Here is a 13424-nt window from a genome sequence, read left to right as displayed (position 1 = left end):
CTGCAGGAAAGCAAGCCCCTTAAGGCCCCAAAAACATAATATTATCTTTAATTATCTTTATTTTCCTCTATATATCTCATGTTTTTAGGCTTTATATTTAAATAATGGTTCAAAGGCCTTCCCCGGAGCGCATTACCATATCGTCTACACACTATAATTGCCAGATCTGAACCCTTCTATGCATGATTATTCCTCTTGAATCAATTTAAATTGTCGCTGAGAGATTTCCTCTCGGATAGTTCCTAGAGCATTCGCGACTGTATCATTTTCTAAATTAAGAAGATAAATTTTGGTTTTGCCAATTTTCAAATTCTGATCAGGGTGTTCTCTCTCCATAAGGATATTTTCTTTTAAAGCGTATCGAATGAACTCTTTTACTTGGGGGATTGATCTCCCCAAAAGCTCAGTCAAGGCAGCCCTCGCTTTCGTGGACGCGACATAAGGCAAGCGAATTTGAAGATTTCCCAAAATTTGAATTCCTTTTTCCAAGTCTTGCTCTGGGTGATACTCTGCTTCTTGCTTTTCATGGAGCACCCAATGCAAAAGATCTTCTCCTTCACAATAGGGTTGTAAGGCATGATGAATACTTCCTGCTACTCCTATTACCTTAACGTCTTTCCCCCAAGCTCGAACTTTTCTAAACAGAGATAGGAAATCTCCGTCACCCGTAAGCAATAAAAAAAGATCGAAGGTGGACGCTCGGGTCAGTAAAATTTCTTGTGCCTCAAGCATTAACTCTAAATCTGCTGCGTTACGGCGTAGTCCCGTGTTCGCGTAATTATTCTTTCCGAAGACATGGCGCGTATAGACGTTTGTTTTCTCAAAGGTTGTTTGGGTTCGCCAAAACTCTTCACGGTCGAAGTTGGCGTAAAGATAGATAGCCAATAAATCGATACTATTTTGCTCTGCATAAAGTTGTAAAAATTGCACCAACTGTTCCGGCGATAATTCATACCCTCGTTCCAATAAGCTGGTCCAAATATTTTCGTAATCGACAAACGCAATGGCTTTCAAATCATTCACCTCACTAGCCACTAATCTAACATAATATACGCAAAACAATGGACATAGGTGACAAGCCAAGCAATAAACGTGTAGTGACTTACAACTTGTTTGGTATGATTATGGTTTGCCTAGTTTTGGATGTTTTAGTCAAGGTTTCCAATATGACTCCAATGGTTTAACCTCAGTAATATTGTCGGAATCTCGCTTATCTTAGGGGTTGTCATCTACGTTCAAATTACAGAAAGTCGAGTGGAAATTAATCTATGGCAGAAATAGTAAAAGTTTAATTCTTTCTTCTAATTTAAAAGAGATTGGCAATTTTGCCAATCTCTTTTAAATTTCAGTCTGGATACTTGATCGATCAAGTTTAAGTGTATTGAGAGGACTAACCTTAAAGGTTATTAAGGCTGCTTTAACGTTGTAGCACATTCACTGGCTTCCCCTTTGAGGATCTGAATTCCATGGGGAAGCGCTGGGGCAATGGCTGCAAAACATTCGCGCACCGCTTTAGGACTACCTGGCATATTTATAATTAAGGTTCGCTTTCTAAGGACGGCAATCGCTCTACTTAACATCGCTTTAGGAGTAACTTTAAGGCTTTCCATTCTCATCACTTCAGCAATGCCTGGAACCATACGATCTGCTACCGCTAACGTTGCCTCAGGCGTCACGTCCCGCATCGAAAACCCGGTTCCACCCGTCGTTAAGATTAAGTCAAGGCTACGTTCATCTGCCCAAAGGCGCATCATATCCTCTAGCAAGCCCTGGTCGTCGGGGAGCACCACATACTCGACAACCTGTCCACCGATTTCTTGAACAAGCGTAGCGAGGGTTGGCCCGGATAGATCCTCCCTTTCACCGCGCGATCCTTTGTCACTCGCTGTAATTACCCCTACTTGGATCATGTGGGGATCACCTCAATATTGTCTCCGACGCGAACCGCTCCGCCCTCTAGCAGCCGGATAAAAATCCCTTCTTTCGGCATTACACAGTCCCCAGCTTGATAAAAAATAGCACACTTCGTGTGACATTCTTTACCAATCTGTGTCACTTCTCCAATACTGGTTTCTCCAATTTTAAGTTTAGTTCCAATCGGAAGAGTAAATAATTCTAAGCCTTCGGTTGTCAAGTTTTCTGCAAAGTCCCCTGGACCTACTTTTAACCCTTTATCCTGCATTGTCTTGATGCTTTCCATTGCCAGTAAGCTGACCATTCGATGCCAATCCCCGCCATGCGCATCCCCTTCAAGTCCAAAATTAACTTTTAAGATCCCCTCTCCAACATTCTTCTTGCGCATTCCTTTTCGTTCACTCGTACAAACAGCGACTATTTTACCCATTTTTAAGTCCTCGCTTTCATCTCATCCTATTTTGGGCAAGGTTCGAGAAAAATGTCCGCTTTTCCCACCCAGCTTTTCAACCAAATAAATGTCCTTTATTGTCATAGTTTTATCAATGGCTTTACACATATCATAAATTGTTAAGGCAGCAACACTAACGGCTGTTAGGGCTTCCATCTCTACTCCAGTTTTTCCATAAACCTTGACACTAGCTTCAATATCAATTTCATCCGGTTCCACTAATTTAAAACTAAGCTTTGCACCAGTGATCGCTAATGGATGACACATAGGGATCAGTTGTGACGTTTGTTTAGCTGCCATGATTCCTGCTACTTGCGCTACTGCCAAAACGTCCCCTTTGGCAATAAGACCTGAACGAATGCGCTCGAAGGTTTCTGGGTTCATCAGCACCTTACCTTGGGCAACCGCGACCCGCGCCGTTTCCGCTTTGTCACTGACATCTACCATCCGGGCGCGCCCTTCTTCATCAAAATGTGTTAAATCCACTTCGTTACCCTCCGATCTGAGACATGACACGTGTATCTTGCCATGCTTGGCTATTCATGTGATGTTCTGCAGGTTTATTCCAAACGGCTTGCGCAAACAGCTTCAAAAGGTCTGCGTCCGAACTATCGTTGCGCAAGGCCTCCCGCAAATCGACTTCATGGCGGCTATGCAAACAAGGCCTTAGTTTCCCATCCGCAGTTAAGCGCACCCGATTGCAAGTATTGCAAAAGTGGCGGCTTAGTGCGCTGATAAACCCGATACTCCCTTTATATCCACTCGGTCGAAAATACTCTGCAGGTCCACCCCCGCGAATATCCTGAGTTGGAGGTTCTTCAAGGATACCCAAGCGTTCTTTCATTTCTGTTATTGGGACGAAGTCCGTTCGATGATCTGAACTTACTCCAATTGGCATGAGTTCGATGAATCGAATATGCAAAGGATATTGCTTAGCCAGCTTGAGAAAATCGGGCAACTCCTCCGTATTAAAATCTCTAACAACCACGACATTAATTTTAACCGGATTTAGACCCGCTTCAAGTGAACGAAACACCCCTTGAATCACTTTTGAAACATCGCCGCCTCGCGTATTTTCGGAAAAACGCTTCGGATCCATAGTATCCAAACTAATATTAACGCGCTGAACACCTGCCGCTTTTAAGTCGAAGGCCATTTCCGGGAGCAACATACCATTAGTTGTCAGCATAAGATCCTCAACCCCTGGCAGTTGAGCCGCTTCCCGTAGAAAGTCCAAAATATCCTTGCGAACCAAGGGTTCTCCTCCTGTGATACGGAATCGCCGAAATCCTAATTGCGTGCTTATCCTCATCAATCTTAATATCTCTTCGAAAGAAAGAATAAAATCGTGGGGCATCCATTGAATTCCCTCAGTTGGCATACAGTATTTACAACGCAGATTGCAACGATCCGTTACTGAAATTCTGAGATAGTCAATCTTTCTTAGAAATTGATCCTGCATAGCCACTCCTCATTTCAAATAAATGCGCAAATAAAAAAACCCGCGGTCTGTAAACAACCGGGGAATTAAATCCACCTGTTTGACAGACTCCTTTCCAGCAGGAGATATTACAGTTTCCCATAATACCCGAGTGTCTTTAAGACACCAGTCTGGTCACCATAGCCATGGGCTTTAGGGGATCCAGCTTCGGAGCGAGACAATTAAATTTTAACCTTTTTTATATAGTTCGCGATCAAGGGTGGAATTCCTTTATTCTGTCTATATTTTAATCTATTTTTCAGAAAATGATTCATGTTTGTTTAAAACTATTGTACACTAGAAGAAAGGAAAGATACGCATCAAGGAGGTAGCAATGCCAAACGAAACGGTTACCCACTCCATTCTTAAAGCCAATGGACCACAACTCGATTGGATAGAAGACACTGTAGTCAGAGAAGTTCCTTTGACCATCCATTATAATCGCGAGGAGATCGCGACGCTCTTATGCTCTCCCTTCCAAACTGAAGAACTTACTCTGGGTTTTCTGATCAATGAAGGCTTTATTCAGATTCCCGAAGACGTCTATGAAATTCGCCATGATCCCCTTGACCACTTGGTTTGGGTGGAAGGAAAGCCTTGTCTTCTGCAGAAAGAACTGATGAGCAAACGCTTTGTTTCCGCCTGTTGCGGCAAAAGTAGAGCTTCCTTTTGTTTTGCTAATGACGCTCTGATGGTTAAACCAGTCACGTCAACCTATAGCATATTACTCCAGGAAGCCTATGATTATGCAAAATTTTTGCAATCCTATCTCCCACTCTTTCAAGAAACGGGTGGCATCCATAGCGGCGGAGTTGGAAATCGTGGCGAGGCTGTCCTGACAAGCTATGACATTGGCAGACACAATGTCTTTGATAAACTTAGTGGTAGCGCCTTTCGCTCTCACCTTAGTCTTGAAAACCATGTCATTTTCTTCAGTGGTCGGGTCTCCTCGGAAATCCTGCTTAAGGTGGCCAAAATGAAAGTGCCCATTCTTATCGCTCGTGGTGCACCGACAGATATGGCTCTTTCTCAAGCGACCGCTTTAAACATCACAGTCATAGGGTTTGCCAGAGAACAACGCTTAAATATTTATACCTGTTCAGAGCGAATTATCCGCTGAACAGTATCCTTAAGTTCATCTAACTTCAGCATGAAGTCTAATACTACCCTCTGAAAACCTTTCTTTATCGTTTAAGAATAGTAGACCATTCTTGTGGTGTATTAACGTTACAAAAAACATTCGTCAAATCTGAAAAGATCTTAAGTTCCGTTTCCCCCACATACTTTACTGAACAACTAGGATAGAAATCGATAATCTTGAGGCGATCCGCCTCAAGATTCTTTTTGATTAAGGGAAGACAACGTCGATGATAAAAAGCGTGCAGTGGGTGAAGGCCGGATTGGAACCGTGGAACAACCGCGTCATAATTTGAAATCCACCTAAACAGAAAACGGATAACCTCCGCTCTCAAAAACGGCATATCACAAGCCACAAAAAAAGCCCACTCATTGGTCGCTGATTTCAAGCCCTGATAGAGCCCTTCTAAAGGGCCCCGATCAAGAACCTCGTCTTGAATGATGGGCACTCCGTAGTCCGCATACAATTCAGGCTTGTTGCTGCTAATTAAAACCTCTTTAAACACTGTTTGTAAGACAGCTAGACTCCGTTCTACCAAGGGGCTCCCGTCTAGTTCCAAGAAGGCTTTATTTTTACTCATTCGTGAGCTTTTCCCGCCAGCTAATAAGACGCCGGTAGCCTTTAATTTCGGAAGTTGTTTTCCGAAGTCTTCTATTAACTTAGTAATCTTTGAATACCTCCTCGTATTCGGCGGACTTGAAGCGCGTCAAAACCCGTTTCCCAACAATCGTTACAGGAACTCCAATCGCATTGGTCGCGTTTCTCATTTCTATCAAGTTTTTCGGAACTACAATATTTTTCTCTATAAACAAAATCCCTTTACCCGAAAGGAATCGCTTAGCGCGAAAACAGTGGGGTCAAAGGGGGACAGTATACATAATCACTTCTTCTGGTTGCATTATAAGTTTTCACTCCCACCCTATTTGATTCTAACTGATATTAAAACCGACTGCTCTATCTTCAATGTACCACATCAGACTTTTATTGTCACGCGACTATATTTCAGCTAATTGAACATAGAGACTTAAGTTAGATGGGGAACATGGGGATGGTTCTTAACGCCCTTTTTGACACCATTAGGTGATCTATTTCAAGATTAACCACCCAGGACCAAATCGCTAATTTCCAAAGAGTATAAATAAATGTGCCTAATCACTTTGCAGTCAGCATTCATTATTTATTTATCTACCTTTTAGTTATACAGCGCATTATGGAAACACAACTATAAGAAAAATATAAGAAAGAGTGTGATTAGATGAGTACACAAATGGAACAGGCTAAAAATGGAGGTGATGGGAGAATTGACTCAAAGGGCTTGGAAACGCAATGTACAAGTCATGATTGAAGGACCCGGCCACGTTCCCTTGCATGGAAGTAGTGGCTAATGTTCAGTTGGCGAAAAAACTTTGCCACGGAGCGCCCTTCTACATTTTGGGGCCATTAGTCTCAGACGTGGCTCCTGGTTACGATCACATCACCAGTGCAATCGGCGGAGCCTTAGCCGCCTCGGCAGGAGCAGATTTTCTCTGCTATGTAACGCCCGCCGAACACCTTCGTTTGCCCACTTTGGACGACGTGCGCGAAGGGATCGTAGCAGTCAAGATTGCAGCACATGCCGGGGATATTGCCAAAGGGATACCTGGAGCAGCCGAATGGGACAAGAGAATGAGCCAGGCCAGACAAGATTTGGATTGGGAGAAAATGTTTTGTCTAGCCTTAGACCGTGAAAAACCAGAGCGTTATCGTAAAGAATCCGCCCCTGAGCATCAGGACAGCTGCACCATGTGCGGAGAAATGTGTTCGATGCGCCTCATGAACCGTATTATGGACAAGTAGACCTAATTACATAAAGGAGCAAGCAGCTTATCCGATGAGGACCTTAGCTACTTGCTCCTTTGATTATCTTAACTCTATGGCGTTAGACGTCCGAACTTTCCGGTGAATATTTTCATAGGACTGGATTTGATTAATAAATAAAAGAGAGTCCGTAAACTATGCGTCTCTCATTTATCAGATATCTCCAACGATCATTCTTTTACCCACTTGGCGACCAAAAAATTAGGGTTCGTATTTTTTTGTTTTTCCAGTGTTAAAGCTCGGTCTACCGAAGACACCTCTGGCGGAAAATAAAGTGCTTCGCCAATTTTAAGCCGTCCCCCTACCTCCCATTGACGAATTTCGAATTCCGTGTAAAACCGTGCGTGGGCAAAAACGGATTCAGGTTTCGTATTAGCTTTCCTACCATAGAACTCGCTCCAGGGAGATTCTCCCGCAATAACTCCAATCACCAGACATCCTTTGGGCTCTATATGCTCAAATAATCTAGCTAAAATTTCCTCAGGATTTGGAATAAACTCGAAAGCACTCATCGAAAGAATACCATGATATTGCTCAAGTTGATCCATGATTTGAGTGATATCCGCATTAAGCCACTTTACCGAATATCCTAAGTTCGCAATTTTTTCTCGAGCTCGTGCCATCATTTTTTCAGATATATCAACAGCCGTGATTTGATACCCCTGCTTCGCTAGCGTAGTGGTGTATTGTCCTGTTCCACACCCAATTTCTAAGATCTTGAGACCGGATGGTTGAAAGAGCTGAACAACCAGGTCCCGCTCTACTTGATCAGCAATTCGTCCTATTTCCGTTTCGTACCAGTTGTCATAATCTTCGGCTATCGGATCAAATAGTTCAATCGGCATTATAATCACTCCCACTTTAGTTCTTTCTACTTTTTCCCTACAGTCCACCACAGCACATCTCACTCATGACAGATTTCAACCCGTGCGCTAAAGCGAAGTCTATGGTTTCATCAAGTGGAAAGGCCAACGTATTAATTCCCGCCGCTATGAGCCCTCTCTCCAACCAAGCCTTTTGAGTATAGGGTCGAGCACAACCAAAACTAATTTTAAGCGACGGATTCAAGAGACGAGTTTGAGCTGTGATTCTGATGATCTCAGCAGGATCCGGTCCAATGACTCCGCCCATCGGAGTATCCGGCACGGCTCGTAAAGCAACCAACACCAATGTTTCCAAGGGATAGTCACTTAACATTTGAATAAGGTTTTTTTCTCCCATTATTTTCCCGTAGTTTAAGCCGAGCACCACATGCGGGACGACATCTAAACTTTCGGCTAACAGGATTTCTAAAGTATCTATAAAGTCACTAGGCTTGCGGTCAAGATGATAAACCCTGTGAATTGTAGCGGCATCACCGATCATATCCAGAAATACTTTATCAACCCCAGCCTGTTTTAACCCAACTGCGGTTTCCTTATCTGCTAAGCCAGTATGCACATGAATCGTAAAATCCAGGGATTTTAGATAAGTTAAAGCCGGCAAAAAGGGCTTAAGGGGGACCTGCCCCTCTTGATTACATCCTCCAGTGATAAGAAGGCCCGTAACTCCTTTTTTCCGCAGGTTGATTCCCAGTTCCTGTAGTTTTTCTGGGGCTGGAGCCGGAATCATTCCATTTAGCATTGTCCCCTGACAATGGTCACACTGAAGAGCGCAGGAGGTTCCTGTGATGCTCACATTGAGAAATCGGCCTGAATTGCAAAAATGCTTACCTTCATAGTGCCTCCCGCCGGGAACTGCAAAGTGGATGAAATCAGGGAAGGTTCTCCGGCGCAGGTTCCAGGCTTCTTTTAGCAGATTAGGTAAGTTCGCACTTTGATCAAATTCCGTCCAACCTCCGATAATTGTCTTCCCTAGCATCTTCTCTTCATTCGAATTCACAATTGTTCAACACCCTCCATGAGCCCGGCGTAGAGTTCACCTCTGATCTGCTCCACATCTCGTGCATTAGGAACAAACGGATAATTTGCTAGGGTAGTACCTGGTCGTTCATTGCCATAGGGCCGATTACAGGCAGTTTCTCCATCATGCCCGGGACAGCCGGACGTGCGAAAAGGTTGGCCGGAAGCCACATAAGGTTCGACATCCATCCCAAAATCATAAACTTGTTCAGAACTATTAAAGTACATAGTTCTGGCACTCGCCAAATCATTCATAATTAGATAACGGGCTAATTGCATACGGCGGTATTGACTAAGAGAGGGTGCCGCTTTCTCCGCCAGAGCACTCCCCGGTTCGGGATAGAACGAAAACAGATGAACCACCGCGCCTAAATCGTGTACTTGCTGCAAAGCCATGACCATCTCTTGTTCGCTTTCTCCGAGGCCAACAATCAGATGAACACTGACCTGGCCTTGTCCAAAAACAGCAACACCCTTTCTTAAAATCTCCCAGTAATGTTCCCAGCGATGAGGTCCCCTTACACCTTTTCCTCGGTATTTTTGGAAGATTTCTGGGGTAGCTGCGTCAATCGACACCCCAAGTTGATCGGCACCAGCCTCTTTAAGTTTTTGCAGGTCTTCCGTCTTGTGGATCAGCGTCGGGGCACAAAGGATACTAATCGGCAAATTGACTGCACTGTGTAAACGGGATACAAGCTTTAACGAATCCTCAATGGCCCTCTTATGGGTAATCATGGATAGGCAAATTCGTTTCAAAGAGTTTTGATATTGTTTTGTCCGTTCGAGAATAAGATCAAAGGAGTAGGTGGGCCAAGCAACTCGGATGAACGTTGTCCCTTTGGTTTTTTCTGAACGTTTTTGTTCCAAACCGCAATAACCGCAGCGTCCCTGACAGCCCTCTCGATAAGTCAGCAGCAAGTTTAAGCAGCTGAGCTTGGCATTGCGATAGAAAATGCCGCCCTTTAAACCGAGAGTCATCGCGGCTGCAAGACTCGTTTGGATAACCTCCGGACTTTCTAAACCAAGGTCCTCGATTTCTTGGGTAAGTTCAGCTTGGGAACGATCAGCGTGAGTGTTAGACATCACAGGCCTTCTCTCTGGCTAATTCCACGTCTAACCATTCCTTGAGTTGCTCTACCGTCATAAGCATTGGTCCTTCAGAGGAATGAGTTTCTATTTTAAACAGCCAACCGCGCCCATAGGGATCTTGATTAATCAAGCGTGTGCTTTCCAGGACTTCCGCGTTCACGGCACAGATTTCCCCTGTCTGGGGAGCATAAAAACGCCCGACCCATTTTCCCGTTTCCAGAGAACCTACGGCCTCTCCTGCCTTCACCTGAGTGCCGGATTCTGGCAAATTCAAGTACAATATATCCCCCCTGGTGTATTGCCCGTAATCGGTTAAGCCAATGATGATAGTTTTTCCTTCCCTTTTGAGCCACTGATGGTGTTCATCATAGAGTAATTCATCTGGGAAATGCCACTCTCCGACCTTCATATTCTCACCCTCTTTATCATTATCGTGCAAGTAGCCAAGTTCCTATGCTATTTCAGGAAGGTTAATAAACTATTCTTCCAAGGATCGCCACAATAACTCAGTAACATCTAAGACCTCAAGCGGTAATTTTTCCTGTCTTGCCGCCATTTGCAAAGTCTGTACACATTGCTGGCACGCAGAGGTTAAAATAGTTGCCCCGGTTGTTACAGCCTCACGTACCCGTTTCACAGCAATAGCTTGACTTAAATCCTTATCTACGGCAGCTAGATTCCCTCCACCACCGCAACAGTCGGCCATCTCCCGGCGATGAGGCATTTCTACAAAGTTAACCCCCTCCATGGCCTGTAAAAGTTCTCGGGGCTCGTCATAGATTCCACTGTTACGACCCAAATCGCAAGGGTCGTGATAAGTGACGGTTTCATCTAAATTGCCAGGCACTAATTGTCTTTTACGGATTAATCCAGCCAGATACTGAGTTGCATGGAGCACCTCAAAGCCAAGATTTTCCCTAAGGATCGTCGGATATTCGTGTGTCCAGGTATGATAACAGGAGGCGCAGCCCGTTATTAAGGTTTTGACACCAAGAGCGCGTACCTTTTCCACATTGTGTTTGGCTAATTCAGTGACTTGTTGCGTGTTTCCTGAAGCGATGAGGGGAAATCCACAACACCATTCCTCACTTCCTAGAACGGTATAATTAATGTTTGCTCGATCCAATAAACTTACAATACTTTGGGAGATTCCAACCGACATCGGATAGAAGGAAGACACACATCCTACAAAGTAGGCAACCTCACTTCCGGCTTTTGAGACTTCTACTTCAACCTCATCTAAATCGTCCACCCAGTCAAGGCGATTTTCATTGGAGAACGTACTGATATTGTGTGTCGTTTTAATTTGCCGAGCCATCTGTGTTAAGTTCTGATGTTCCATTCCCCGAGCTCTTAAATCCTCCCGCAGATTCAACCAGAGCTCACGTGTTTTAATTCCAGCTGCACATATTTCCGCACATTTACCACACAGCGTACACTCCTGCAAACGCTGAGCATATTGGTCCGTGGCTTTTTCCTCTTTTTTCTTCAGGAATACCTCTTTGGCCAAAGCAATTTTCCCTCGGGGTGCAGCGGATTCCCAACCAATTTCTCGGTAAACGGGACAGACACTTCGACAACTGCCGCAGCTTCCGCAGATATAACTGGTTTTGGCTATTTGCTCCCGAAGTTCTTCAATAGTTTTCATCGTCCTTTTCCTCCTTTTAGGATTTTAAGGACCAAAGGTCGCAAGAGACCAATCATGATCATACCAAAACCAAAGACATAGCTGTTCAGAATAATTGAAGGGGGATTGTAACCCTTTCCGGGATTGAGTAGAGCTTGGGGATCTAGAGCTTGTTTACGCTGGCGCCGACGCTCTCTCTCACCCCGGTCATATACTTTTCCCAAATAGGGGGTATTCCAAAGACCAATGACGTAGGGTTTACCACCAAAGCTTTGTCCCAACTTGTAAATCTGGCTGATGAAGCTAAGATCGGCAATGTAACGGATCGTGTTAAGTTCATCTGAGGGATAAAGAACCATCACCAGGGCCATTTCAGGAGACACGAGATGGGCATAAGTAACACATAGGGTATTTGTCTTTTGGGCCAACTTACTTAACCCCTCATAAAAAGCCGCAAAATTACTGACAGGGAGTGTAATTTCTGCCGCTTGTAGGGAAGGAAGTGTTTGTTCAAGCCGGAGGGATTTAAACCGATCGGCCCATTCCTCTGCTCCTACCCCATCAGGCAATAAAGTTCCGCCTAGGACTTTTACATGTTTTCTGATGTGAGCAACAGCTACATCCACCTCGTCACGCTTGCCCTCAAGATCAATTTCCAGACTGAACTTCCCCAGAGGAATCTCATGAGCGTATCCAGCTTCCTGGAGCGTCATGATGAATTCCGGACTACTAAAATGAACATTGTACAGAGAAGTTAAATTTTCTCCGCCTAGCCAGGACATCATCGAGCCAGTATCCGTTTCACTATTAAATACCGCCAGCAGGTGTTCCTCTTTTTCTGGAACGTCACGCACCAACAGCTTAATCTCCGTAATAATTCCCCGAGTTCCTTCAGTGCCCATCAAATCATCAAATTGTAAGCCCAATTCCTCAGATCCCTGTATCTTTGTAAGATCTTTGCCAGGTCGTGAGAGTTCCACTATTTCCCCAGTGGCCGTCACCCCCCTTATGGCCATAATCTGATCGTGAACTGGACCATAAGGGACAGAACCGATACCTAACCCCCCCATGGAAACCCACCCTCCGATAGTAGCGGAGGGGGCACTGCTAGGGCTTGAGCAAACCGCACAACCCTGCTGTCGCAATCCGTCATCCAGGTCTTTCCAAGTCATCCCTGCTTTGACCCAGACCATTTTTCTATTGCTCCCCTGGCTTAGCTCAAGTTTGGAAAACCCTTGGAGGCGATTCGTATCAATTACTAAACCACTTCGCATCGGAACGGAATTGAAATAGGCGGTAGAGCCTCCGCCCCGGACGGTGACCGGTATTTTGCCTTGCTTTGCCCACTTGATCAAACTAGAGATTTCTTCTACAGAGATGGGCTGAACCACGGCTTTCGGTACAGGATTCGTGAGTAAATGGACAAAAAAACCAGGGATATAGGCTACATCTTTAGCATATGGGGCACATTCAAAAGGGTCGGTTGTGACCCTTTTCCCACATATTTTTTGCAAAGCTTGTTCCATAACTACCCCTCCTTACCCGGAACATTCCGGGTAATTTCTCCCTTAAGCCACACTGCGGCTTTCGCCCCATCCATGAGTTTGGCGGAGTCCTCCTGGAAATTGTTAGGCTCAATCAAGGCAATCCAGCCAGCTCCATAACAATCCTGGTTCATCTTTTGCGGTTCATGCAATAACTCTTTATTGACTTCCACGATCTTACCTGCTACAGGTACCTCGATACGTCCCGCCCATTTCCCCGACTGCATAGAGCTGAGAAGTTTACCTATTGGTACGTCTTTACCGACTTTAGGTAGTTTAACAAACGAAATATCTCCCGCCAATTTCTGGGCAAAATCATTCATCCCTACTCTGACTAAATTTCCCTCTACTTTCACCCAGGCATGGTCTTCAGTATAGTAGAGGTCATCGGGTAAATTGTATCCTTCAATAATTGCCATATTC

14 protein-coding genes, 1 pseudogene and 1 riboswitch are annotated in these 13424 nt (G+C 44.6%); of the genes and pseudogenes, 2 read left to right on the top strand and 13 right to left on the bottom strand.

What is annotated here, in order from left to right:
- Nucleotides 1–186 precede the first annotated feature (186 nt).
- From UF75_RS02225 to moaA, 5 genes are all read right to left on the bottom strand, one after another.
- Complete coding sequence (locus UF75_RS02225; protein ID WP_045572967.1) at nt 187–1014, bottom strand: NYN domain-containing protein; 828 nt, start codon at nt 1012–1014, stop codon at nt 187–189.
- 392 nt (nt 1015–1406) lie between these two features.
- Nucleotides 1407–1910 carry a MogA/MoaB family molybdenum cofactor biosynthesis protein gene (locus UF75_RS02220; protein WP_045572966.1) on the bottom strand — a complete coding sequence of 168 codons (504 nt, stop codon included), beginning with the start codon at nt 1908–1910 and terminating at the stop codon, nt 1407–1409.
- The gene (locus UF75_RS02215) at nt 1907–2344 is read right to left on the bottom strand and encodes an MOSC domain-containing protein (protein WP_045572965.1); all 438 of its coding nucleotides are present in this window, start codon (nt 2342–2344) and stop codon (nt 1907–1909) included. Before UF75_RS02215 ends, UF75_RS02220 begins: the two co-directional genes overlap by 4 nt.
- A 21-nt stretch (nt 2345–2365) precedes the next feature.
- Nucleotides 2366–2851, bottom strand: a complete 486-nt coding sequence (gene moaC / locus UF75_RS02210) for a cyclic pyranopterin monophosphate synthase MoaC (protein ID WP_045572964.1) — start codon at nt 2849–2851, stop codon at nt 2366–2368.
- Between the two features lie 4 nt (nt 2852–2855).
- Nucleotides 2856–3827, bottom strand: coding sequence for a GTP 3',8-cyclase MoaA (moaA, locus tag UF75_RS02205; protein WP_045572963.1), 972 nt, complete (start codon nt 3825–3827; stop codon nt 2856–2858).
- A gap of 71 nt (nt 3828–3898) precedes the next feature.
- Nucleotides 3899–4031: riboswitch (molybdenum cofactor riboswitch) on the bottom strand.
- Between the two features lie 148 nt (nt 4032–4179).
- Here moaA and fdhD point away from each other — a divergent pair.
- Nucleotides 4180–4965 (top strand): formate dehydrogenase accessory sulfurtransferase FdhD, encoded by a 786-nt coding sequence (gene fdhD, locus UF75_RS02200; protein WP_045572962.1) that lies wholly within the window; start codon nt 4180–4182, stop codon nt 4963–4965.
- Nucleotides 4966–5029: 64 nt separating this feature from the next.
- Here the strand turns inward: fdhD and UF75_RS02195 are convergent, their stop codons facing one another.
- Nucleotides 5030–5638 (bottom strand): molybdenum cofactor guanylyltransferase, encoded by a 609-nt coding sequence (locus UF75_RS02195; protein WP_045572961.1) that lies wholly within the window; start codon nt 5636–5638, stop codon nt 5030–5032.
- Nucleotides 5639–6263: 625 nt separating this feature from the next.
- Here UF75_RS02195 and UF75_RS02190 point away from each other — a divergent pair.
- A pseudogene (locus UF75_RS02190) lies at nt 6264–6819 on the top strand (phosphomethylpyrimidine synthase ThiC); the annotation flags it as partial.
- Nucleotides 6820–7010: 191 nt separating this feature from the next.
- Here UF75_RS02190 and UF75_RS02185 read toward each other — a convergent pair.
- The 7 genes from UF75_RS02185 to UF75_RS02155 form a co-directional block, all read right to left on the bottom strand.
- Entirely contained in the window at nt 7011–7685 is a 675-nt protein-coding gene (locus UF75_RS02185) for a class I SAM-dependent methyltransferase (RefSeq protein ID WP_045572960.1), read from the bottom strand.
- A 37-nt stretch (nt 7686–7722) separates the two neighbouring features.
- On the bottom strand, nt 7723–8721 hold the full coding sequence (locus UF75_RS02180; protein WP_242860076.1) for a radical SAM protein: 999 nt from the start codon (nt 8719–8721) through the stop codon (nt 7723–7725).
- Nucleotides 8718–9824: a radical SAM protein gene (locus tag UF75_RS02175; protein WP_052692952.1), complete on the bottom strand. Its 1107-nt coding sequence runs from the start codon at nt 9822–9824 to the stop codon at nt 8718–8720. Before UF75_RS02175 ends, UF75_RS02180 begins: the two co-directional genes overlap by 4 nt.
- Nucleotides 9817–10239: a glycine cleavage system protein GcvH gene (gene gcvH, locus UF75_RS02170; RefSeq protein WP_045572959.1), complete on the bottom strand. Its 423-nt coding sequence runs from the start codon at nt 10237–10239 to the stop codon at nt 9817–9819. The genes UF75_RS02175 and gcvH overlap by 8 nt, the downstream gene beginning before the upstream one ends.
- Nucleotides 10240–10308: 69 nt before the next feature.
- Nucleotides 10309–11478 (bottom strand): (Fe-S)-binding protein, encoded by a 1170-nt coding sequence (locus UF75_RS02165; protein WP_045572958.1) that lies wholly within the window; start codon nt 11476–11478, stop codon nt 10309–10311.
- Nucleotides 11475–12983: an FAD-binding oxidoreductase gene (locus UF75_RS02160; RefSeq protein ID WP_045572957.1), complete on the bottom strand. Its 1509-nt coding sequence runs from the start codon at nt 12981–12983 to the stop codon at nt 11475–11477. Before UF75_RS02160 ends, UF75_RS02165 begins: the two co-directional genes overlap by 4 nt.
- 2 nt (nt 12984–12985) lie before the next feature.
- Nucleotides 12986–13420: a glycine cleavage system protein H gene (locus UF75_RS02155; RefSeq protein ID WP_045572956.1), complete on the bottom strand. Its 435-nt coding sequence runs from the start codon at nt 13418–13420 to the stop codon at nt 12986–12988.
- Nucleotides 13421–13424 lie beyond the last annotated feature (4 nt).

The sequence above is a fragment of the Desulfosporosinus sp. I2 genome, from assembly GCF_000960765.1.
Taxonomy (GTDB): Bacteria; Bacillota; Desulfitobacteriia; order Desulfitobacteriales; family Desulfitobacteriaceae; genus Desulfosporosinus.
Note: the sequence above shows the minus strand (reverse complement) of the source record. Positions and strands in the feature narration are given on the sequence as shown.

What these genes read in the sequence shown, in the direction of transcription:
- UF75_RS02220 (WP_045572966.1), bottom strand. Translation starts at nt 1,910, where the DNA reads ATGATCCAAGTAGGGGTAATTACAGCGAGTGACAAAGGATCGCGCGGT.
- UF75_RS02215 (WP_045572965.1), bottom strand. Translation starts at nt 2,344, where the DNA reads ATGGGTAAAATAGTCGCTGTTTGTACGAGTGAACGAAAAGGAATGCGC.
- moaA (WP_045572963.1), bottom strand. Translation starts at nt 3,827, where the DNA reads ATGCAGGATCAATTTCTAAGAAAGATTGACTATCTCAGAATTTCAGTA.
- fdhD (WP_045572962.1), top strand. Translation starts at nt 4,180, where the DNA reads ATGCCAAACGAAACGGTTACCCACTCCATTCTTAAAGCCAATGGACCA.
- UF75_RS02185 (WP_045572960.1), bottom strand. Translation starts at nt 7,685, where the DNA reads ATGCCGATTGAACTATTTGATCCGATAGCCGAAGATTATGACAACTGG.
- UF75_RS02175 (WP_052692952.1), bottom strand. Translation starts at nt 9,824, where the DNA reads ATGTCTAACACTCACGCTGATCGTTCCCAAGCTGAACTTACCCAAGAA.
- gcvH (WP_045572959.1), bottom strand. Translation starts at nt 10,239, where the DNA reads ATGAAGGTCGGAGAGTGGCATTTCCCAGATGAATTACTCTATGATGAA.
- UF75_RS02165 (WP_045572958.1), bottom strand. Translation starts at nt 11,478, where the DNA reads ATGAAAACTATTGAAGAACTTCGGGAGCAAATAGCCAAAACCAGTTAT.
- UF75_RS02160 (WP_045572957.1), bottom strand. Translation starts at nt 12,983, where the DNA reads ATGGAACAAGCTTTGCAAAAAATATGTGGGAAAAGGGTCACAACCGAC.
- UF75_RS02155 (WP_045572956.1), bottom strand. Translation starts at nt 13,420, where the DNA reads ATGGCAATTATTGAAGGATACAATTTACCCGATGACCTCTACTATACT.